Annotated in this window: 21 protein-coding genes and 1 other RNA gene; 7 read left to right on the top strand and 15 right to left on the bottom strand. The window is 49.0% G+C overall.

Translation table 11 applies throughout. The features are described from left to right. Positions 1-42 precede the first annotated feature (42 nt). From QZZ36_RS09875 to QZZ36_RS09865, 3 genes are read left to right on the top strand one after another with little or no spacing between them, the layout of a single operon-like run. The gene (locus tag QZZ36_RS09875; RefSeq protein ID WP_295080829.1) at positions 43-1,278 is read left to right on the top strand and encodes a phenylacetate--CoA ligase; all 1,236 of its coding nucleotides are present in this window, start codon (positions 43-45) and stop codon (positions 1,276-1,278) included. Continuing rightward, positions 1,278-2,387 (top strand): hypothetical protein, encoded by a 1,110-nt coding sequence (locus QZZ36_RS09870; protein ID WP_295080825.1) that lies wholly within the window; start codon positions 1,278-1,280, stop codon positions 2,385-2,387. The genes QZZ36_RS09875 and QZZ36_RS09870 overlap by 1 nt, the downstream gene beginning before the upstream one ends. A gap of 1 nt (position 2,388) precedes the next feature. Continuing rightward, positions 2,389-2,859: a DUF2726 domain-containing protein gene (locus QZZ36_RS09865; protein ID WP_295080822.1), complete on the top strand. Its 471-nt coding sequence runs from the start codon at positions 2,389-2,391 to the stop codon at positions 2,857-2,859. A 135-nt stretch (positions 2,860-2,994) separates the two neighbouring features. Here QZZ36_RS09865 and QZZ36_RS09860 read toward each other — a convergent pair whose 3' ends face one another. From QZZ36_RS09860 to QZZ36_RS09830, 7 genes are all read right to left on the bottom strand, one after another. Then, complete coding sequence (locus tag QZZ36_RS09860; RefSeq protein WP_295080819.1) at positions 2,995-3,648, bottom strand: YoaK family protein; 654 nt, start codon at positions 3,646-3,648, stop codon at positions 2,995-2,997. 59 nt (positions 3,649-3,707) lie between these two features. Beyond that, a complete protein-coding gene (locus tag QZZ36_RS09855; RefSeq protein ID WP_295080817.1) occupies positions 3,708-5,114 on the bottom strand; it encodes a glycine--tRNA ligase in 1,407 nt (468 codons plus the stop codon). A 272-nt stretch (positions 5,115-5,386) separates the two neighbouring features. Next, a complete protein-coding gene (locus QZZ36_RS09850; protein WP_295080815.1) occupies positions 5,387-5,569 on the bottom strand; it encodes a hypothetical protein in 183 nt (60 codons plus the stop codon). Positions 5,570-5,593: 24 nt separating this feature from the next. Further along, positions 5,594-6,571 (bottom strand): glycosyltransferase family 2 protein, encoded by a 978-nt coding sequence (locus QZZ36_RS09845; protein WP_295080812.1) that lies wholly within the window; start codon positions 6,569-6,571, stop codon positions 5,594-5,596. Between the two features lie 154 nt (positions 6,572-6,725). Then, the gene (locus QZZ36_RS09840; RefSeq protein WP_295080809.1) at positions 6,726-8,063 is read right to left on the bottom strand and encodes an aspartate kinase; all 1,338 of its coding nucleotides are present in this window, start codon (positions 8,061-8,063) and stop codon (positions 6,726-6,728) included. Positions 8,064-8,324: 261 nt separating this feature from the next. Beyond that, complete coding sequence (locus tag QZZ36_RS09835) at positions 8,325-10,211, bottom strand: glycoside hydrolase family 13 protein (RefSeq protein WP_295080805.1); 1,887 nt, start codon at positions 10,209-10,211, stop codon at positions 8,325-8,327. 108 nt (positions 10,212-10,319) lie between these two features. Further along, on the bottom strand, positions 10,320-12,728 hold the full coding sequence (locus tag QZZ36_RS09830; RefSeq protein ID WP_295080802.1) for a glycogen/starch/alpha-glucan phosphorylase: 2,409 nt from the start codon (positions 12,726-12,728) through the stop codon (positions 10,320-10,322). A gap of 465 nt (positions 12,729-13,193) precedes the next feature. Between QZZ36_RS09830 and QZZ36_RS09825 the strand changes: the two genes are divergently transcribed. The 4 genes from QZZ36_RS09825 (at position 13,194) to QZZ36_RS09810 (ending at position 16,624) form a co-directional block, all read left to right on the top strand. Then, complete coding sequence (locus QZZ36_RS09825) at positions 13,194-14,414, top strand: hypothetical protein (RefSeq protein ID WP_295080799.1); 1,221 nt, start codon at positions 13,194-13,196, stop codon at positions 14,412-14,414. A gap of 156 nt (positions 14,415-14,570) precedes the next feature. Continuing rightward, complete coding sequence (locus QZZ36_RS09820) at positions 14,571-15,314, top strand: zinc ribbon domain-containing protein (protein ID WP_295080796.1); 744 nt, start codon at positions 14,571-14,573, stop codon at positions 15,312-15,314. Between the two features lie 145 nt (positions 15,315-15,459). Then, positions 15,460-15,666 (top strand): hypothetical protein, encoded by a 207-nt coding sequence (locus QZZ36_RS09815; protein WP_295080793.1) that lies wholly within the window; start codon positions 15,460-15,462, stop codon positions 15,664-15,666. A gap of 67 nt (positions 15,667-15,733) precedes the next feature. Further along, complete coding sequence (locus tag QZZ36_RS09810) at positions 15,734-16,624, top strand: YitT family protein (protein ID WP_295080790.1); 891 nt, start codon at positions 15,734-15,736, stop codon at positions 16,622-16,624. 61 nt (positions 16,625-16,685) lie between these two features. On the opposite strand, the gene QZZ36_RS09805 is transcribed toward QZZ36_RS09810, so the two are convergent. The 8 genes from QZZ36_RS09805 to ffs form a co-directional block, all read right to left on the bottom strand. After that, positions 16,686-17,171: a hypothetical protein gene (locus QZZ36_RS09805; RefSeq protein WP_295080787.1), complete on the bottom strand. Its 486-nt coding sequence runs from the start codon at positions 17,169-17,171 to the stop codon at positions 16,686-16,688. A gap of 13 nt (positions 17,172-17,184) precedes the next feature. After that, the gene (locus QZZ36_RS09800; protein ID WP_295080784.1) at positions 17,185-17,484 is read right to left on the bottom strand and encodes an AzlD domain-containing protein; all 300 of its coding nucleotides are present in this window, start codon (positions 17,482-17,484) and stop codon (positions 17,185-17,187) included. Next, positions 17,481-18,188 carry an AzlC family ABC transporter permease gene (locus QZZ36_RS09795; protein ID WP_295080781.1) on the bottom strand — a complete coding sequence of 236 codons (708 nt, stop codon included), beginning with the start codon at positions 18,186-18,188 and terminating at the stop codon, positions 17,481-17,483. Before QZZ36_RS09795 ends, QZZ36_RS09800 begins: the two co-directional genes overlap by 4 nt. Positions 18,189-18,270: 82 nt before the next feature. Further along, positions 18,271-18,873, bottom strand: coding sequence for a recombination mediator RecR (recR, locus tag QZZ36_RS09790; RefSeq protein ID WP_295080778.1), 603 nt, complete (start codon positions 18,871-18,873; stop codon positions 18,271-18,273). A 6-nt stretch (positions 18,874-18,879) separates the two neighbouring features. Then, positions 18,880-19,230, bottom strand: a complete 351-nt coding sequence (locus QZZ36_RS09785) for a YbaB/EbfC family nucleoid-associated protein (RefSeq protein ID WP_295080775.1) — start codon at positions 19,228-19,230, stop codon at positions 18,880-18,882. 98 nt (positions 19,231-19,328) lie between these two features. Continuing rightward, a complete protein-coding gene (gene dnaX / locus QZZ36_RS09780) occupies positions 19,329-20,936 on the bottom strand; it encodes a DNA polymerase III subunit gamma/tau (protein WP_295080772.1) in 1,608 nt (535 codons plus the stop codon). Between the two features lie 17 nt (positions 20,937-20,953). Then, positions 20,954-21,844: a hypothetical protein gene (locus QZZ36_RS09775; RefSeq protein ID WP_295080769.1), complete on the bottom strand. Its 891-nt coding sequence runs from the start codon at positions 21,842-21,844 to the stop codon at positions 20,954-20,956. Positions 21,845-21,884: 40 nt separating this feature from the next. Next, positions 21,885-21,969: signal recognition particle sRNA small type (ffs, locus tag QZZ36_RS09770), an RNA gene on the bottom strand; the annotation flags it as partial.

The following is a 21,969-nucleotide window of genomic DNA, read 5'->3' as shown; positions in this document are numbered from 1 at the left end:
TTTCTGACAACTGATAACTGAAATTGAAAGGAAAGAATAAAAATGCAGATAACACAGGCACAGCTCGACCTCGTCAACGACCGTATCCGCGCTCTCGTTGAGGCAGGCAGCTTTTACGGAAAGAAGCTTGCAGAGGCAGGCATAACTCATGTTGAAACTCCTGAGGACTTCACAAAGCTCCCCTTCTCGGAGAAGAAGGACCTCCGTGACGCTTATCCGCTGGGACTTATGACTGCTCCAGAGGAGGAAATAGTACGTATACACTCGTCATCGGGAACTACAGGTACTCCTGTAATTATCCCCTACACAGCCAAGGACGTTGACGACTGGGCTATCATGTTCAAGCGCTGCTATGAGACAGCGGGAATAACGAATATGGACAGGATACAGATAACTCCCGGCTACGGTCTCTGGACAGCAGGTATCGGCTTTCAGAACGGCGCTGAGAAGCTGGGCGCAATGGTAATACCTATGGGTCCCGGAAACACCGACAAGCAGCTTGAGATGATGCAGGCTATGAAGAGCACCGTTCTCTGCTCCACTTCTTCCTACGCTCTTCTTCTCGCGGAGGAGATACAGAAGAGGGGTATCAAGGACAAGATACACCTCAAAAAAGGCGTTATCGGCTCGGAGCGCTGGAGCGACAAGATGCGTGAGCGTATCCATAATGAGCTTGGCATAGAGCTTTTCGATATCTACGGACTCACCGAGATATACGGTCCCGGAATCGGTATCAACTGCCCCGGTGAAAAGCCCATGCATTACTGGGACGACTTCCTCTACATAGAGATAATCGACCCCAAGACAGGCGAGAACGTCCCTGACGGCGAAATGGGCGAGATAGTAATAACTACTCTCGTGAAGGAGGGCGCTCCCCTTATCAGATACAGGACCCACGACCTTTCAAGGATAGTTCCCGGCAAGTGCAGGTGCGGACGCTGCTATCCGAGAATTGACGTTATCATGGGACGTACCGACGACATGATGAAGATCAAGGGAGTAAATGTATTCCCCAGCCAGATAGAAGAGGTACTGGGCTCCTTCAGCGAGATATCCAGCGAATATCAGATACGTATCTCTCACCTTGACGGAAAGGATACAATGCGTATCTACGTTGAATCCACAGGTGATGTGGACTTTGAAGCCCTCAGCAAAAAGATAGCTGAAAAGGTCAAGAGCAGGATAGGCTTCACACCTATAGTAAAGGTGGTAGAGGTAGGCGTTCTTCCGAGAAGCATGAAGAAGACTGCCCGTGTTATCGACGAGAGATTCGACTGATGAGAAAAAAAGTTATCACGGCTGCTGCGGGAGCGCTTATTGCCGCTTCCCTTGTAACAGCCTGTTCGGATCATAATACAGATTATCGCAGCGAGCCGGAAGAGGTGACTACCACTGAGGCTGTTACCACGGCTGAGACTGTCATAACTACCGCGGAGCCCTCAACAAAGCCGGAAAAGGTGATCCCAGGTGACTTCGGAAAGCCCTCGGAGGAGGCGGCGATGAACCGCCCTCAGTTCGTATATATAATGGACGACGGTTCATACGTATACGTTTCGGGGAAAAACGGTCAGAACGGCAAAGAGGACGTATATATCCGCGATGACCGCAAGGGTCATACCGAGGAGCTCTCTCTGCCTGCGAAGAGCATGATGCTTTATACCGACGGAAAAACGCTGTATTACTATGTTCCCGGTGAAGGAGTATGTGAGTACAGGGACGGAAAGAGTAAAAATCTCAGCAGGGAGACGGCTGTCAGTGAAAACAGCTCCCGTGAACGTGAGGATTTCTACTTTACAGAGGACAGTATATACTTCACCTGTCCCTCTGACAGCGGTACTGTCATAAAGTCTATGGACTATTCGGGAAAGCTCTCGGACAAGGAATACAATGTGGAATACAACAATGTCCGTATCGTCGGAACAGCGGAGGTAAGCGGAAAAACGTCGCTCATCTGCACATATCACAGGAGCATAAACGATTTTATCCGCATCATAGGCGATAACGGCGTGTTTACGGATATCAGCTCAGGCGGAAGTCCGTATATCGTCGGTGACAGACTGTACTACATAAAGGATCAGCGTCTCTGCCGCAATGACCTGTCAGGCATGGCAGAGGAGATATTGAGCGACAAGGGCTGCAAAAGCTACTGCTTTTTCGGAGACAGGCTCTATTATGCCAACACAGAGGCTGTATGCGCTATGGACAGGGACGGCAGGACAGAGAAGATACTCAGCGCCGGAGACCTTGACGGCACCGGTTATATAGAGGGCGTCTGCACAGTAAGCGGCAGGCTTTTTGTAAGCGGCGGAGCAGGCGCTTTCACACACAGTCTTGCGGAAATAGATGAAAACGGAAAAGTGACCGAGAAGATACATTCGGATAAATGATATGAAAGAGAACGAGTTATTTTTCATGCTGCTTCTGCTGTGCGGGATACTGCTGGCTGTATTGCTGTACAGGAGGCTCCGCAGACCGGATATAACCAAGCTGTTTACCGCGAAAACTATCCTTACCGACAGGGAGTACGAGTTTTACAAGCGGCTCAAACCTCTTGCGGACGAGTACGGGCTGAGCATATACACAAAGGTGCGGCTTGCCGATCTTATCGAGCCTAAGCCAAAGGAAGAGAACCCATACTGGATGGAGTGCTTCAATAAAATAAAGGCAAAGCATATCGACTTTGCCCTTGCAGATGAGGAAACGGCTATAGTTGCGCTTATAGAGCTTGACGACACCTCACACGCCCGTCCCGACCGTGTGGAGCGGGACGACTTTGTCAACGCCGTTCTTGAAAATACGGGGTATACCCTTTTGCGCACCTACGGCGAGCTTGATGTTATCGAGGAATACCTCGGTTGATATGTTATAACATAAAAAGGACTGCTGTTAGTCAGCTTCTCTTAACGGAAAAAGCGGGTTACCGGGCCTGAAAGTATGGGCTCGGTAATTTTATGCCACGTTCCGCCAGAGGGGGCTCCCCTTGCAGTCCTTTTGTCATATATCGACTTTTTTCCGTATCATCATAACGGCTGCCAACAGCAGAAGAACAGCCGATATCCATATGGTCCTTATGCCGAATATGGAAGAAACTACTCCGCCGAAGCCTGCGCCTATGGCAAAGAACAGGATTATACCGAAGAAATGCAGGGACTTGAACAATGCGTCCCTGTTCCTATCGCGCAGGTACTGGGAAAAGCTCTCCGTACCGCTTCTGAGGTTGCCGATACACATGGTGCTTGCATAGCCGTAGCCCCTGACCGTCCGGAAGGTCTGCACCTGCATGGCACAGGCGAAGGATACCAGCATATTAGCCGGCATATCAAGCTCTGAGGGAAGAAATCCCACAGCCGTGAGGACTATCATTTCTATGAGTATGATTATCTGCCGCCAGTGGAGAGACTTGCTGTCCTTGAACCTGTTTTCTATCCTCTCGGCTATGAATATGCCGAGGGCAAACGAGACAAGAGGACATAAATAATGCAGACCAGCGCCGAATTTTCCAAGCATGAAGTTCTGGCTCATCAGCACTACGTTTCCGGTCTGGGCGTTGGCAAAGACCCTTCCTCTGATATTATAGGTATATGCGTCCTGAAGTCCTCCCGAAAAGGACAGAAGAGCGCTCAGTGTAAAGCTCTCTGATGTCTGCATAGCTTCTCTCCTGACTAAAAAGCCATAGTACACAGGATACTATGGCTTTTTTATTATTCTCAGAATACCATTTTTGCTTCAAGGTAATCAACGAGGTCGTTGATATTTACTCTTTCCTGCTGCATAGTGTCACGGTCACGGACTGTTACACAGTTGTCCTTTTCGAGAGTATCGAAATCGTAAGTGATGCAGAAGGGAGTACCTATCTCGTCCTGACGGCGGTATCTCTTGCCGATAGTGCCTGCCTCGTCGAAGTCCACCATGAACTTCTTTGAGAGCATATCGTATACCTCCTCAGCCTTGGGCGAGAGCTTCTTTACGAGAGGAAGCACCGCAGCCTTGAAAGGAGCAAGAGCAGGGTGGAAGTGCATAACTGTTCTTGTTTCCTTCTTCTCGTTGCCGTCCTTGTCTGTGGAAACTATCTCCTCCTCGTCGTAAGCCTCTGTAACTACAGAGAGGAAGAGTCTCTCTACGCCCAGTGAAGGCTCGATAACGTAGGGGATATATTTCTCGTTGGTCTCAGGGTCAAAGTATTCAAGAGACTTTCCGCTTGTGTTGATATGCTGTGTGAGGTCGTAGTCTGTTCTGTCGGCAACACCCCAGAGCTCGCCCCAGCCGAAGGGGAAGAGGTACTCGAAGTCTGTAGTTGCCTTTGAGTAGAAGCAGAGCTCCTCCTTGTCGTGGTCGCGGAGACGGATATTCTCCTCCTTAAGACCGAGGGAGAGCAGGAAGTTCTTGCAGTAGCTTCTCCAGTAGTCGAACCACTCAAGGTCAGTGCCGGGCTTGCAGAAGAATTCAAGCTCCATCTGCTCGAACTCACGTACACGGAAGATGAAGTTTCCGGGAGTTATCTCGTTACGGAAGGACTTGCCCACCTGAGCAACGCCGAAGGGCACTTTTTTACGTGTAGTTCTCTGTATATTAGCGAAGTTTACGAAGATACCCTGCGCAGTTTCGGGACGGAGATAGAGCTCGGACTTGCTGTCCTCGGTAACGCCCTGGAATGTCTTGAACATAAGGTTGAACTGGCGGATATCAGTGAAGTTCTGCTTGCCGCAGTTAGGACAGGTGATGCCTTTTTCCTTTATGTAGTTCATCATCTGCTCGTTTGACCAGCCTGCAACATTTGTGCCGTCGAAGTCTTCGATGAGATTGTCTGCACGGTGACGGGTCTTGCACTCCTTACAGTCCATGAGGGGGTCTGAGAAGCCGCCGATATGTCCGGAAGCGACCCAGGTCTGAGGGTTCATGAGTATAGCTGAATCAAGACCCACGTTGTACTTGTTTTCCTGAACGAATTTCTTCATCCATGCTCTCTTGATGTTGTTTTTGAGCTCAACGCCGAGAGGACCGTAGTCCCATGTATTTGCAAGACCGCCGTAGATCTCGGAGCCGGGATATACAAAGCCCTTTGATTTACAAAGGTCAACGATCTTATCCATTACTTTTTCATTGTTTTTAAGCATAATGAGCAACCTCGCTTTTATTTATTAATAGTCACATTATATTGTACCGCATTGTCTGTAAAATGTCAAGACCTTTTAGTCCTTAGACTGTAGGGCTGCCTGTGGCAGTCCGCAAGTGATTAGTGCATAGATTTGTAGGGGCGTACATTGTGCGCCCGTGCCAGACAATGCAATCAACGTAAAACTTATGTAGGGACGAATTCCGCTCGCCCGTGTATACCTTTCATAAAAAATAACAAAACAGCGCAGATAAACTGCGCTGCCTTTTATTTCTATTGAAAATTGAAAAATGTCACGCCGGAAGCGAACAATGCAGCTCCGATAAGTATTGCCAGAAAGATGGCTTTCTTTATCTTGTGCTTGATCTTTATGAGTATTAACAGTACGATGACAAATAAGATAATAGCCCAGTATTGTGAGATAAATCCGGTTATACTGTTGATTATAGCGTCCATAATAAAAACTCCTTATCGTTAAAGTTATTTTTCTTCTGTTTTGCCGTCATCGTTCAGGAACTCCGCGACGATGTACCGCGGCCGCTGCTTTACCTCGGCGTATATCTTGCCGATGTACTCGCCTATGATACCGAGACAGAACAGCTGCAGACCGCCGATCAGCCATATGGAACACATGGTACTTGACCAGCCATGTACCGTGAATCCGGCTATCTTTGTGATAAACACCCATATGAAAGCAACTACGCTGGCAGCTGACATTATAAGACCGAGAGCGGTTATGAGTTTCAGCGGCTTGGTGCTGAATGAGGTTATACCGTTTACCGCAAAGGCAAGCATACGTTTCAGTGAGTATTTGCTCTCGCCTGCGGCTCTCTCATGGCGCTCGTAGTAGACCTTGCAGTTCTTGAAGCCGATAAGCGGCACCATGCCGCGGAGGAACAGGTTCACTTCCCGAAAGCCTGAAAGCTCCTGCATGACTCTTTTGCTCATAAGGCGGAAATCCGCGTGATTGTAGACCACGTCCGCGCCCATTACCCTCATGAACCTGTAAAAGCCTTTCGCGGTGGACTTCTTGAAGAACGAATCCGCGTCCCTTGCGCTTCTCACGCCGTATACCACCTGATTCCCCTCATAGTATTTCTTTACCATTTCGTCTATGGTGTTTATATCGTCCTGGAGGTCTGCGTCCATTGTTATGCACATATCGCAGATATCCTTGACTGTCATGAGACCCGCGAGTATCGCGTTCTGGTGACCGCTGTTGTGAGCGAGGTCGATGCCTGAGAAGAACTGCGGAGAAGTATCATGGAGCTCCTTGATTAAATCCCAGGTCATGTCCGATGAGCCGTCGTTTACGAAAACTATGCGGCTTTCATTTGATATGAGCCCTGACGAGATAAGATCGGTATATTTAGTTTTAAGCTGTTCCGCTGTTTCTCTGAGCACTTCCTGCTCGTTATAGCACGGGACTACCATATAAAGTATCTCAGGGGAATCCATAGCTTTTCCTTTCGTCGTATAAATTTTATTTAAGTATATCACAGCAGCCGGGATATGTCAATGTCAGCCGTCAGCCATTAGCCTTTAGCTCGTTAGACATCCGCAAAGCAAGGCTGATAAAATCAAAAGGCGCTCAATGAGCGCCTTTTTTATATCACTTCTTCTCGGAATTGATGAACATATCGTATATCCTGCGGATAGCCTCAGGGAGATCGTTCTCGCTTACGCCGATGATAACATTGAGCTCGCTGGAGCCCTGATCTATCATCTTTACGTTGATACGCGCATGAGCCATAGAAGCGAAGATACGCGCAACTGTACCCCTTGTGTTCTTCATTCTGCGTCCGACTACCGCAAGTAGAGCGATACCGTCCTCTATTTCGAGGTGGTCGGGAGAAACAGCCCTGCGGAGATCTGCAAGCACCTTGTCACGTACAGGGTTGAGTTTTTCTGTGCTGAGAGTAATGCTCATGGTGTCGATACCTGAGGGCATATGCTCGAAGGAAAGACCGTTGTCATAGAGGACCTTGAGCACCTTCATACCGAATCCGGTCTCGTTGTTCATCATGGCTTTTTCGATATTGATAGTGCTGAAGCCCTTCTTGCCGGCGATACCTGTGATAGTATGCTTTACGCTTTCCTTGCTGAAATCGAAATCGTCGCCCACTATCATAGTGCCTGCGTCCTCAGGGGAGTTGGTATTTCTTATGTTTATAGGTATACCTGCCGAGCGCACGGGGAATATAGCGTCCTCGTGGAGCACTGAGGCTCCCATGTAAGCGAGCTCGCGGAGCTCACGGTATGTGATCACTTCTATAACGTCGGGAGTATCGACTATTCTGGGGTCTGCAACGAGGAAGCCGGAAACGTCTGTCCAGTTCTCGTAGATATCAGCCTTTACCGCATTTGCGATTATAGAGCCGGTAACGTCCGAGCCGCCGCGTGAGAATGTCTTTATGAAGCCCTCTGTGGTCCTTCCGTAGAAACCGGGGATAACTGCGTTGTCAAGACCGCTGAGCTTTTCGCGTACAGCCTTTACGGTCTCGTCAAGGAGGAGCACTCCTTTCGTGTCGAATACGATTATATCAGCGGCATCAACAAAGGTGAAGCCGAGGTATTTAGCCAGCACCTTGCCGTTGAGATACTCTCCGCGGCTTGCTGCAAAGTCCTTTGAAGGGCGCTTTTTAAGCTCGTCCGCGATAGCGCTGAACTCCTCTTCAAGTGACATATCTATGCCCAGTTCGGAGATTATACCGTTGTATCTGTCCTTTATGATACCGAACTCCTTTGAGAAGTCCATGCCGCTGCCTGCCAGCTCTCCGCATTTATACAGCATATCCGTGATCTTTATATCATCGGAAAAGCGCTTTCCGGGAGCGGACGGAACAACGTACCTGCGCCTTGCGTCGCTCTTTATTATAGCCGCGACCTTTCTGAACTGATTAGCGTCCGCAAGGGAGCTTCCGCCGAACTTGACTACCTTATCATTCATATATATCATTCCTTTATAGCATTGATAATTTTTAAGCAATATCTATTATATGCTTTTTTGTCCCTGAAATCAATTGACATAAAGCCAAAAAACAGCCTTGCATAAAACTGTGTTTTTGGTGAATACGCTTGTACGCCGGTGACGGACAGTCAGGGGTGAGAAATATGCGGAGCTCAGCTCCGCATATCGCTGATATTTTTAGCTCCGAAGCTATGTATCCAGAGCTTTTGATCACTGTATCCGCTGCCGGTCCGCACAGGTTCATTTCACGAATTTTGCCTTGATGATAGTATATCCGTAGGGCTTTACCGTGATGGTATCGTCTATGAACTCGCCGTAGAACGGCTGTATGTCGGTGAAGCGCGACAGTATCTCACTGATATTGCCGAGCTGGACAGTATCGCCGCTCCTGTTTACGAATATGATATGATCCTGCTTCTGTCCCTGACGGGTAAAGCCGATAAGACGGCTGTCCTGTACCTCTTTTTCGTTGATAACGAAGTATATCCTTCCGTCGCGCATATTTGGTATGGACTTTCTTACGCGGCTGAGCTCGGAAACATATTCGATAAGGTCTGTATCCTCGTTTCCCCACGGGTAGCAGCGGCGGTTGAAGGGGTCCTTGTAGCCCTGAAGTCCTGCTTCGTCGCCGTAGTATATGCTCGGTACTCCGGGCAGGAAGAACTGGAGCGCCATCGCGGCTTTGAGCAGTTCCTTTCCGTGCTCGTACTGTTCGGGAGAGAGGTAGCGTTCCGCCATCCAGTCCTTGCTCTTTCCGGTGCAGTCATCGCCGCCGAGGCGGTTTATAGCGCGTTCGATATCGTGAGTGGACACAAAGTTCATTAGTACGTCCACAGTTGGCTTGGGATAGTGCTCGACTATGGTCATTATGGATTTTATGAATTCGCTTGGCTTGCCGCCCTTTAAGAAGTTCATTATAGCTTCACGGAAGGGGTAGTTCATTACTGAGTCGAGCTGATCGCCCAGGAGATAGCGGCGCTTGATGCCGTAGCTTTCCTTGTTTGTTGCGTCCTCCCATACCTCTCCGATGATGAGCTTGTTCTTGTCGTATTCCTTTACGCATTTTCTGAGGTTCGCAAGGAATTTGTCCGGGAGCTCGTCTGCAACGTCAAGACGGTATCCTGCCGCGCCCTGGTCGAGCCAGTAGCGGAGAACGCCCTCGTCGCCGCAGATATACTCGGTATAGTCCTCATTGTTCTCGAATACGTTGGGGAGAGTGTCTATGCCCCACCATGCTTCGTATGAGTCGGGGAAGTCTATGAAGCTGTACCAGTCGTAGTATTTGCTTTCCTTTGACTGATAAGCGCCGAGTTCGGGGTAGCGTCCGTACTTGTTGAAGTAAACGCTGTCAGCGCCGGTATGTGAGAATACGCCGTCAAGTATTATGCATATGCCATAGCTTTCAGCGGCCTTGCAGAGCTCAGCGAACTCCTCGTTAGTGCCGAGAAGCGGGTCTGCGTTCATATAGTTCGCGGTGTTGTACCTGTGGTTCTCGTGAGCCTCGAATATAGGATTGAGGTATATACAGGTCACACCGAGACCTTTGAGGTAAGGCAGCTTGGACTTTATTCCCTCGAAATCGCCGCCGAAGTAGTCGTTGTTCCATACGTGACCGTTCTCGTCGGGCTTGTAGAAGGGAGTGCCGCCCCAGTCGTCGCGGAGAACACGTCCCTCAGGTATATTCTCCTTGGGCTTGCCGCTGTTGCAGAAGCGGTCGGGGAATATCTGGTACATAACGCCGCCCTTGAGAAAATCGGGAGTAGAATATGTGCTGTTGTAGACGGTGAGCTGGAACATTTCTCCTTCATCAAAGCCGCCCTCGTGAATATTCACCTTCTTGATGTAGTGACGGTTTCCATCCTCTGTAAACGAGAAGTAATAGTAATGTACGTCGGTATACCTTGCTTCATACTCGGCAGAGTACGCAAAGCAGTCCTCTTCCTCCTCGGTCACGTTCATGGTTATGAAGCGCTCCTTGAAGCCTGTACGGAAAAGCACCAGCACCGGCGGATAGTCAGGGCGCATATCCTTTGGGAGCCTGATCGTGAAGCGGCAGGTCTCATACTGTCTTACCGCGCCGAAAATTGATTTGTAGCTGAGATCCCAGGTATCATAAAATGGTTTCATTAAAAACACTCCGTTTCCGGTATTTTTGAAAGAGGACGCAATATTCCGTTACTGATACGGGTATCGTTTTACCTGTGTCCCCTGTATGATCTGTTTCGGGAGATCGTCTTATCTGAGATGCCAGATATTGTCGGCATACTCTGCAACAGCGCGGTCTGCGGAGAATATTCCGGCTCCTGCGATGTTGTTGAGGGACATTTTAGCCCACTTCATCTTGTCGTTATAACATTCTGCCACGTAGTGCTGAGCCTTTCTGTAGCTGTCGAAATCGGCGAGCACCATATATGGATCGTTGTTCTTCAGTGAATTAGCCACATCGTTGAAGGTACAGCCGTTTATTCCGTGGTACATACGGTCGATGGCTTCGCGTATGCGCGGGTCGCAGTTGTAGCAGTCCATCGGGTTGTAGCCTCTGTATCTCAGTTCGTTTACCTGAGGAGTGGTCATGCCGAAGATTATGATGTTCTCGTCGCCGCAGGCTTCCTTTATCTCGATGTTTGCGCCGTCGAGAGTACCGAGGGTTACTGCGCCGTTGAGCATGAGCTTCATATTACCCGTACCCGAAGCCTCTGTTCCCGCAAGGGATATCTGCTCTGAAACATCTGAAGCAGGCATGAGGTGTTCGGAGAGTGTAACGCAGTAGTTCTCAAGGAATACTACTGAGAGCTTTTCGCTTATTTTGGGATTGCGCTTTATTTCCTCAGAGATAGCCCATATCATCTTGATTATCTGCTTTGCGAGGTAATATCCCGGAGCCGCCTTTGCCGCGAAGATATAAGTCTTGGGAGTATAGGGCGCGTCAGGGTCGTTGAGCAGGTAAGCGTAATCCGTGAGTATATTCATGACGTTCAGGTGCTGTCTCTTGTATTCGTGGAGACGCTTTACCTGTACGTCGAAAATGCTGTCTGTATTGAGGTCGATGCCGGATTCGTTCTTGACATACTTTGCGAAGGCTTCCTTGTTTTCCTTCTTGACAGCCATGAGCTTTGTGAGGACTTCCTCGTCGTTCTCGAATTTTCTGAAGTTTTCAAGCTCCGCGCCGTCCTTTATGAACTTTGGACCGATAGTCTCCGTGAGAAGATCGGTCAGAGCCGGATTTGACTGATACAGCCATCTTCTGTAGGCTATGCCGTTCGTGACGTTCTTGAATTTCTGAGGGGTATTCTCGAATTCCTCATGGAATACCGACTGCTTGATTATCTCCGAATGGAGCTTTGATACGCCGTTTACACTGTGTGAGGCGGCGACGCAGAGAGTTGCCATGTGTATCTGATTGTCCTTGACAATGGACATACGTGTGGTCTTTGCGCTGTCTCCGCCGTTCCATTCAAGAAGGGACTGGCAGTAGCGGTTGTTTATTTCGATGATAATTGAGAATATTCTCGGTATTACCTGTTTTACGAGGTTTACGTCCCATTTTTCGAGAGCCTCTGCCATGACTGTATGGTTGGTATAAGCAAAGGTCCTTGTGACGATATCCCATGATTTTTCCCAGCTGTAGCCGCAGTCATCGAGGAGTATCCTCATGAGCTCAGGGATAGCGAGGGTGGGGTGGGTATCGTTTATGTGGATAGCGACCTTGTCGGCGAGGTTTTCGAGAGTGCCGTAAACAGCCATATGTGAGCTTACGATATCGCCTATCGAAGCCGCGCAGAGGAAATACTGCTGGCGGAGACGGAGGCTCTTGCCTTCGAGGTGGTTATCGTTGGGGTAGAGCACCTTTGATATCGCGTTGGCTATGGAGTTCTGGGCGAGGGCTTCCTCATAGTTGCCGTTGTTGAACATTTCCATATTGAAGTTGGGCGCCTTTGCCGACCAGAGACGGAGCACAGATACGCCCTCGGAGCCGTAGCCTGATACGTACAGGTCGTAAGGCGTAGCAACTACGGTATTGTAGTTCACATGAGAGATATAGTGGTACTGATTGTCCCAGTATTCCTTCAGATCGCCTTCAAAGTGTACATCTACGGACAGCTCCGGCTTGGGGACGAGCCATACCGAGCCGCCGGGAAGCCAGTTGTCGGGGAGCTCTGTCTGCCAGCCGTCCTCCAGCTTCTGCTGGAAGATGCCGTATTCATAACAGATGGAATATCCCATCGCAGGGAAAGCCATAGTGGCGAGGCCGTCGAGGTAGCAGGCGGCAAGTCTGCCGAGACCGCCGTTTCCGAGACCCGCGTCGGGTTCCATTTCGTATATCTTGTCGAGATTTATGTCGTACTGCTTCAGCATATTTTTTATGCCGTCCGCAAGTTCGAGGTTGTATATGCTTGTTTTCAGGGAGCGTCCCATGAGGAACTCCATGGAAAGGTAATATATCTGCTTGCCGCCAACGGAGTTGGTATGATTTACAAAGCTCTGCCTCTTTGCACCAAGTATCTCTACGATCATTGACGACAGAACATGGTACACCTGCTTGTCTGAAGCTTCTTCGGGAGAAACGCTGTACAAAAGCTGGAGCTTTCTCGGAAACTCTTCCTTGATCTTGTCGATAAGAGGATTTACTTTTTTAGTAGCCATATAGTATCTCCAATCTGCCGCAGAACGGCGTTATTACTGCTTGTATAATATCCGCGCATTGTACTACAAGCTTTTAAAAACCGTGTAAAAGCGCTCTACAAGCAGTATACACATCAATTATACTATGAATTAAAATATATTTCAAGTGCATATTTCAACAAATATTTGTCAACTAAATTTATATATTGCAGACAGGCACTTAAAAACTTGTGTACGCATCTGAAAAAATAAATATTCATTGTGCATATTGCGTAAACGTAAAGAAATAACTAATGTAATTTGTGCATAAACTCCGAAAAAAATGCTGTGGAAATGATTTCTATATATTTAAAAAATAAAACTTAAAAAATGTTTGAAATTTGTAACAATGTGTGCTATAATAATTAAAGCGGTCATTTTTTTTAGCCGCAGAAATAAAGTGTAGAAACAAAAAGACAACAAAAGAAAATGAAAAGGTGATGTAAAATGGAAAAACAGAAACGATTCTCAATACTGAAATTAGTTATCATAGTGCTTAGTATATTACTGATCGTTACTTCGATCGTTATCAATATCGCATTCTCAGGCGGCAAGACGCCAAAGCTCTTCGGCAGATATGTCTATATCGTGAAACCCACAGACAATATGGGTTCAAGCGTTACCGAGGGGGCTGCCCTTCTTGCTGCACCGGCAGAAAAGACCTCCATTGCCAAGGGCGATATCGTGCTCTGCTATCCAGCGGACGCTCCCGAAACTCTCAAGGTACTCAGTATCTTCGATATAGTAACAGCCGATGACGGCACACAGAAGTTCATAACTGCCGACGCTTCAAGAGTTGGCAGCGAGGAGTCGATAACCAAGGACAAGATACTTGCTCTCTGTACAGGTCACAATCAGAGCGTGCTCATCGGTTCCTTCATAACCTTTGCGTCGAGCATAAAGGGCATAATGTCGCTTCTTGTACTTCCCTGTGTGCTCCTTGTGATATTCTTCATCGCAAAGATAGCTTCCGCAAAGGGCGAGGACGATGATGAATTCGGCTTCTATGAGTATGACGAGAAGGAAAAGGAAAGAGCAATGTCGGAGAACAGAAGAAATCTCCACGACAAGTCCGCGAATCCTCTCTTTGAGCCTTCTCAGGAGATACAGCCCAGCGACGAGCTTGAGCGCAAGAAGATGTCCATAGCTGAGAACTTCAGCCAGAAGAAGGTCAATCACGATTCTCCCTATCAGAAGGAAAAGGAGCGTACAATGCAGTTCAAGGCTCAGCGCAGCGCCGAAAGCACTTTCGCTGCCAAGAACGTGGGCGGTTCTTCATCTACAGCTCCTACAGCTGACGCACTCAGAGAGGAAATGCTCAGAAAGACTTCCGAGGCTGAGCGTACAGGTACATTCAGCGTAAAGAACGAAAATATTAATACCGGCAAGATACAGAAACCCGCAGCTCCGGAGGCTGTACCGGATAATACAGGTATCCTTTCAAAGACTCAGCTTGCGGAGATGTCAAGGAACGACGTTCCCAAGACAACTCCTCTGAGGAGCCAGTCAGCTCCTTCATCAGCTGCTCCTAAGGCAAAGAAGAGCAGCACTCCCGATATCTCGGATATAATCGACAAGAGCGAGCGCAACGAAAAGAAGAAATCGCCCTCGAATATGTCTGTGGATGACCTTATCAAAATGATAGAGGAAGAGAAGAAGAAGCTCTGAGCTTATCAATAGTAATTCAGACCGGCGGATCAGATCCGCCGGTTTTTCTGTCTTGCTGAATGCAGCGATTTTTACGTTTTTTGTGTGAAACTGTTGACAGAATTGTGATAATATGATAAAATGTATTATCATTATATTTTTAAGGAGGTCATCTTTATGTATTGCAAACACTGTGGCGCTCAGATACCGGACGGCTCTGAGACCTGTACGTCATGCGGAGGCGATCTCAAGCCAAAAACCGCTACTCTTTCAGCAGGCGGTGCTTCTGTCAAGGAGCTCGCAGGTTCCGTTACCGATATTGCCGCCCAAAAAACGTCAGGGCTGCCTCTCGTGCTTATCGCCAAGGTATGTGTACTGGTCGCGCTGATAGCATTTTTCCTTCCGTTCGTTTCTGTATCATGTACAAAGGACAAGTCCATTAAGGAAAACTACTCCGGATTCCGTATGATGTTCGGCATTGAGAAGAAGGACGACGATATCGCAAAGAATGCTGACAGCGATTCCAAGCCCAATGTATTCCTGCTCACTGCTTTTGCAGGTGGTATTGCGGTCACAGTTGTGCTCTTCCGCAATGATAACAAAAAGTCACTGAAAACAGCTTCTATCGTAAGCGCTGCTTCAGCTGCCGCAATGCTGCTGTTCAGGATGACCTTCCGCAGCTATTATGATATCCCGAAGGAATATGCTGAATACATAAAGGTAAATACCAAATTCGGATTAGTCCTGAGTATCCTGATGATGCTGGTGACTGCCGCGGCGTGCTACCTGGGGATAGCTAACGCCAAAACTGTGAACATCGGCGCAGCTCCGTCTGCACCTCCTTCAGTTTCGCCTGCACCCCCTGCACCGACTTCAGCTCCGCCTGAACCGCCTGCACAGCAGCCGCCGGAACAGCAATAAGATTATAACAGCCGCAGCATTTATGTGTTGCGGCTGTTTTGCGTCATATCCGGATAAGATGAAAAAAATAGCGCACAAATATTGCAATTGCAAAAAAAGTGTGCTACAATGGGTATATAAATTTTATCGAAAGAAGGTATCCCCTATGGAGATCAAAAAGGCAGTAGAATTCGTTGAGAAAAAAACAGGTATCGACCTCCCCGATGAGAAGATCGAAAAGACTGTTTCAAAGGTAGCAACAAAGGACAATATCGAAAAGGCTAAGGATATGGTCAGCAAGGTGGCTACCAAGGAGAACATCGAAAAGGTCAAGGACAAGGTCGGGGACATCGTCGAGAAGATCAAGAAGTGATCGTGCAAAGGGGCATTTTCGCATAGAAAATGCCCCTTTTTGTAAAACAGTTACAAAGGGGGCAAATATGAAGAAAATTCTTGAAATAATAAGAGAGATAAGTCCGTTCCGTCTGTTCATGCTGACTGTGGCGGGAATAGTCAACGCCTTCGGCATTACGCTTTTTCTCATGCCGGTAAAGCTCTATGACAGCGGCGTATCCGGCACCTCTATGCTGCTTGCGCAGGTGACTCCCGACGCTTTATCCCTTTCGTTTTTTCTGATACTGCTCAATATACCGCTTTTTCTGTACGGACTGAAAAAGCAGGGCAGAAACTTTACGTTTTCAGCCATATATACTGTAGCGGTGTACTCTGTGATGTCATGGCTCATAACTGACGTACTTCCAATAGACGTGAGCATAGCCTCGCCCCTTGCGGGTACGGACCTGCTGCTCTGCGCTCTGTTCGGCGGCGTGATATCCGGTATAGGCAGCGGCCTCGCCATACGCTTCGGCGGAGCTATGGACGGCATAGAGGTAATGGCTGTGATATTCTCAAAGCGCCTCGGACTGTCTGTGGGCTCCTTCGTCATGGTCTACAATGTTATCCTGTATATTATATGCGGAGCCGTGATACACAGCTGGATACTTCCTCTTTACTCGATCGTTACATACGGAGCCGCTCTGAAAACCGTGGATTACATAGTTGACGGTCTGCAGCGTGAAAAAGCGGCAATGATAATAACCGCGAAGCCCGATGATATAAAAAAGCAGCTCATGTCGGAATTCGGCTGCGGAATGACGCTGATAAAGGCAATGGGCGGCTACTCCGGCGAGGAGCGCACCGTGCTGTATTTTGTGGTGAACCGCTTTCAGGTCATGAAGATGAAGGGGATAGTGCAGAAAATAGACCCTCTCGCCTACATAACACTCACTGAGGTAGCGGATATCTTCTCCGTGAATCAGGACAGGACCTGAGAAAAGTTGAGAGTTGAGAATTGAGAGTTGAGAGTTTTGGTGCTGCCTGAGCGAAAAGCCCTTACAGGGGCTTCCTCTCGAACATGAGGACGGGATAGCCCTCGTAATAGGGCTTTACTATCTCAGGGTGTTCGTCGGCATAAGCAAAGATTATATCCGCAAGACCCTCCTTCAGCAGTCCCACCAGCTGTGAGAGCGGTCGGTGATAGAGCTCGTCGCATATGGAAGCGAAGGTTATAGCCCGTCTGCCGCCTACCTCCATTATACGGTAGGGCCATATACGGCAGTCGAAGGGCTTTTCGTCGCCCAGCATACAGCCCTTTTCCGTGAGGGCAGGGCACGAGAACAGCTCGTCTCCCCTGAGCTCGCCTACTCTGAATATGTAGCCGCCGTCCTTGGCAACGAATTCCGTACCGGGACGTGCGGCTTTTATTTTTTCGCAGAGCTCCGCGGTAAACACGGGAGTCTCCCACACGTCGTAGCGGTCGAAGATACAGCACAGCCTGCACTTTGCGCAGGCTTCGCTGCTGAGTATCTTTTTCAGCATAGTTCTGCTCCTTTCATATAAAAAGCCCAAGCAGGAAAGCCGCGCCGGAAGCCGCAAGTGCCACGACTATGAGCGGCATCTCGAAGAAAGCCAGCAGTACGGCTACAGCCGTGCCTGCAACGGCAGTCCATATGTTGTGGGTGGTATAGAATATGGCAGGTATGGTCATGGCAGACAGTACCGCATAGGGGATATAGTACAGAAAGCTCCTGAAAAAGCGGTTCTTTATCTTTTTGCGGAAGAAGGTGAAGGGCACCATTCTTATGAGGTATGTAACTCCTGCCATGACAATGATGTATGTGGCAAGGCTCATTGTTCAGCTTCCTCCTCTTCGTCCCTGACGGGGAATATGAGGGCTGCAAGGGCAGAGGCTGCGACTGCTGATATTATCATAGCGAAGCCCTCGCTTATCTGCGGAACGGTATACCTGAATATAACGCTGAGTGCCGCGGCAATGACTGCCACAAAGAGTATGCTGTGCTGCTTCTTCGCAGGGGGTATGACTATAGCTATGAACATTCCGTACAGGACTATCTCCATAGCCGTGCTGACAGATGCCGGCAGAAGCTCGCCGGCTGCCGCTCCGAGGGCGGTGCCGGTCACCCAGCCCACAGCGGATATGAATATCATGCCGTACATATAGGCAGGTGTAAGAGGCTCCTTCTGAGCGGAGCATACCGCGAATATCTCGTCGGTTATGCCGTATGAAGCGAGAAGCCTGTGGGGCGTGGTAAAGCGTCTGTCCAGTTTCTGGGAAAGTGACAGTGCCATAAGGGAATAGCGTATATTTATAGTCAGCTGCAGGAGTATCATTTCGATAATGGCTCCCCCGGCGACAATAACGTCAAGACCTGCCTTCTGTCCTGCGGAAGTAAGGTTTGAAGCGGATATGACCGAAGCCTGAAATACGGAAAGTCCTGCCTTGACCGCAAGGATCCCGAATCCGAAGGATACCGAGATATATCCCAGACATATCGGTATGCCGTGGGACATTCCGCGCAAAAAACTGTTTTTCAAATATATTCCTCCGATGTATCGCTCCGCTGTCGGTCCCGGAGCAATAGAATATTTTACGAAAAAACGGGCTTAATGCCCGTTTTTACATATCATTCCTGTTTTCAAGTGCCTTGAACAGCGTTACCTCGTCGGCGTATTCGAGGATACCTCCGACGGGGAGTCCGAATGCGAGACGTGTGACCTTTATACCCATTGGTTTGAGAAGTCCCGCGATGTACATTGCGGTAGCGTCGCCCTCTACAGTGGGATTGGTCGCCATTATGACCTCCTCCACGCCGCCTTCGGCTATCCTTGCGAGGAGCTCCTTCACCCGGAGCTTATCGGGAGTTATGCCGTCCATCGGTGAGAGAAGCCCGTGCAGCACATGATATACTCCGCCGTACTCTCTTGTACGCTCGAAGGCTGTGACGTCCTTGGGGTTCTCCACGACGCAGATAACGCTCCTGTCGCGTTCGGGGTCGTCGCATATAGGGCATATCTCCCGTTCTGTCAGGTTCTGGCAGCATTTGCAGCAGTGAACATTTTTCTTTGCGTCTATGAGCGCCTTTGCGAAGTCCTCGACAGCTTCCGTATCCATAGACATTACGTGGTATGCCAGTCTCTGTGCGGATTTCATGCCTATGCCGGGAAGAGAAGCGAACTTCTCCGCTAATATGACAAGCGGGAGCGCGTTGTGGTCAGCCATTGGCTATCAGAAAAGACCGGGGAGAGATACTCCGCCTGTGATCTTGCTCATTTCAGTCTCAGTTGTGGACTCAACATTGTTTATAGCCTCGTTTACAGCACTGATGATGAGATCCTGGAGCATATCTATATCCTCAGGGTCAACGACCTCAGGCTTGAGAGTGAGGGACTTGATAGTCTTCTTGCCTGTGATAACGACCTCGACAGCTCCGCCGCCTGCTGTGGCAGAGAATTCTCTTGCCTCGATATCTTCCTGGAGCTCAGTGATCTGATCCTGCATTTTCTGAGCCTGTTTTATCATCTGGTTCATGTTCTGAGCGCCGCCGCCGTTGATATTCTTTGGTATTCTTGCTTTCATTTTAAAATTCTCCTTTGAAAATATGGTTTCTTAGTTTTATAAATCAAGCAAAATTATTTTTGCTTATGAACTTATTTACGCGGAACGCCGGCAAGGCGTCACTGGTTCTCCACCGCAGTTTCTATATGGCTGTCCTGAGCCTTTTTTATAAGGCTTTCAGCGAGATTCTTCTGTTCCGTGACAGTAGTCGCGCATTTTGCCTTTATTATGAAGCGCTGTCCCAGTACATTTGCGATAGCGGTGCCGAGTGAAGCCGCGTTTTCCTTTACCTTGAACAGCTCCATGAAGAAGCGGTTCTGAGCGGTAATGAAGATACAGTTGCCTGCTGTGGCAGCGAATGAGCCGTCAAGGCTTCCCGCAACGGCAGGGTTTATGTTCCTGAATTCATCGAGGACCTCTCCCCAGCGGTCGCAGGGCTTGATATCCTCAGGCTTCAGCTTTTTAAGGTCTACACTGGGGATAAGCTTCTCGTCCGCAGGAGCGGCGCTTGCTTCGAGTATTTCGGGCTGTTCGGGTGCCGCAGGGACATTCTGCACAGCTCTCGGAGCGGAATTTATCTTATTCTCCAACTGTTTTATTTTATCATATATTTCGGAATTGTCAATACTTTCGGGAGTATTCTTTACATTTCCGCATAATTTTATGAGTGACATCTCGAATTCCACGCGCTTGTTCATAGCCCTCTGCATACGCTCGCGGCACTCCTGCAAAGCCGAGAGCCTGTCCATAACGGCGGGAAGGTCGTCTTTTTCAGCCAGCGCTTTAAGACGCGCAAGCTCGTCGGGCATACATACTATGAGCTTGTCTGCCGTTTCGGGAGAAGCCTTCAGCAGCATGATATTCCGGAGCTGCATTATCAGCTCCTCACAGAGCCTTGCAAGATCCTTGGACATATCGTACAGGGAAGCGGTTATGGAAAGAGCCTTTGCGGTGTCGGAGGCATAAACAGCGTCCAGCATATCGTAGAGGTAGTCTCTTCCGGCTATGCCTGCGGCATCCGATACAGCCGCCGCGTCGATCTTTTCAGCGCATACCGAGCACTGGTCAAGGAGAGATACAGCGTCACGCATACCGCCGTCGGCGAGCTTTGCTATCATTGCAGCGCCGTCCTCAGTTAGACTGATATCCTCCTGCTGAGCGATATAGCTTATGCGCTTTGCGATATCCTCAGGCTTTATCCTGCGGAAGTCGTAGCGCTGACAGCGTGATACTATGGTAGCCGGCACCTTCTGTATCTCGGTGGTGGCGAGTATGAACTTGATATACGGAGGCGGCTCCTCCATTATTTTCAGGAGAGCGTTGAAGGCTCCCTGTGAGAGCATATGCACCTCGTCAATGATGTATATCTTATAGGCTCCTCTTTCGGGAGTATACACCGCAGCGTCGCGGAGGTCGCGGATATTGTCCACGCCGTTGTTTGAAGCTGCGTCTATCTCTACGATATCAGTGAGGGAGTCGTTGTCTGCGTCGCGGCAGATGTCACATTCAAGGCAGGGATTGCCGTCCTTCATATTGCGGCAGTTCACAGCCTTTGCAAGTATACGGGCGCAGGTGGTCTTGCCTGTTCCGCGGGAGCCTGTGAAAAGGTATGCATGAGCAGTCTTACCGCTTATTATCTGATTTTTTAGAGCTTCCGTGGTGTATTCCTGGGATATGACGTCATCGAATGTCATGGGACGCCATTTGCGGTACAGAGCCTTGTACACAGCCTTTTCTCCTTTCGCTATTCTTCTTTTTTGTCGTTTTTCCTGAGTGCGATTATTCCGCGGTAGTAGTGCTTGAAATCGTCCGCGTTGTCGATATTGTTGAGTATCGCAAGGCGGTAGAGCTCCGCGCTTTTCTCGGTATTTCCGAGCATAGCCTGGGCTATTGCAGCTCCGCCCACAGCGCTTGCGTAGTTTTCGTGCTTTTCTATGGATTCGCCGAACCATTTAAGGGCAGTGAGCCCGTCGTCCATTTTCAGGTACATATTTCCGAGCTCGCAGCGTATCCTGTCACGGTACTTGTAGTCCTTGGTCATGAGCTCCTTGTAGAGAGCCTCAGCCTTTTCGTAGTTCCCGCTCCCCACGTGGCAGCGTGCCTCGAATATGGACATTTCCGGTATATAGAAGCCGTTTTCCTTTGCCTTCCAGTAGCAGAGTATCGCATTCGGGAAGGTATCGAGTATATGATAGCAGCGTCCACGGTAGAATTCGAGGATAGCCGTTTCCTGCTGAGACAGCTTGTCGCCGCTGTTTTCAAGGTCTGTGAACATCTCAAGAGCCATTCTGAAGTCGTTCTTGTGAAACAGCTCAAGAGCCTGTTCAAAGGTGATAGAGCTGCGTTTCAGACCGGTGAACGCCTTGCCTATTAGCTCCTCATCGTAAAGGTGGTAGAGCCTGCCCTTGTATTTGGCGATACTGTCCGCGGAAAAGGCAATAAGAAAGAACAGGAAGCTGAATAACAGCATTTCGATGATCTGAAGCCTGCTGACGCTTCCGCCCTTGTACTTTACCGCTTCGTATATCATTATGGCTGTCATCGAGACCGGAACAAAGGCAGCAGCCTTTATAACTGAACGCTTGATGCACAGCAGCACACGTTTTGTGCGCATTGCGAGAACAGAACGGAACATTTCACCCACCCCCGTGTCTAAAGAAAAATTCCGGAACATAGATGTGCAGGCTTGCTGCGGCACACAACACGCACCGCTTAATGCTGCTCGGTCTCCCGCCTGACATGGTTCACGGGGTCTTGTTG

The organism is Ruminococcus sp. (assembly GCF_016287535.1).
Classification (GTDB): domain Bacteria; phylum Bacillota; class Clostridia; order Oscillospirales; family Ruminococcaceae; genus Ruminococcus.
Note: the sequence above shows the minus strand (reverse complement) of the source record. Positions and strands in the feature narration are given on the sequence as shown.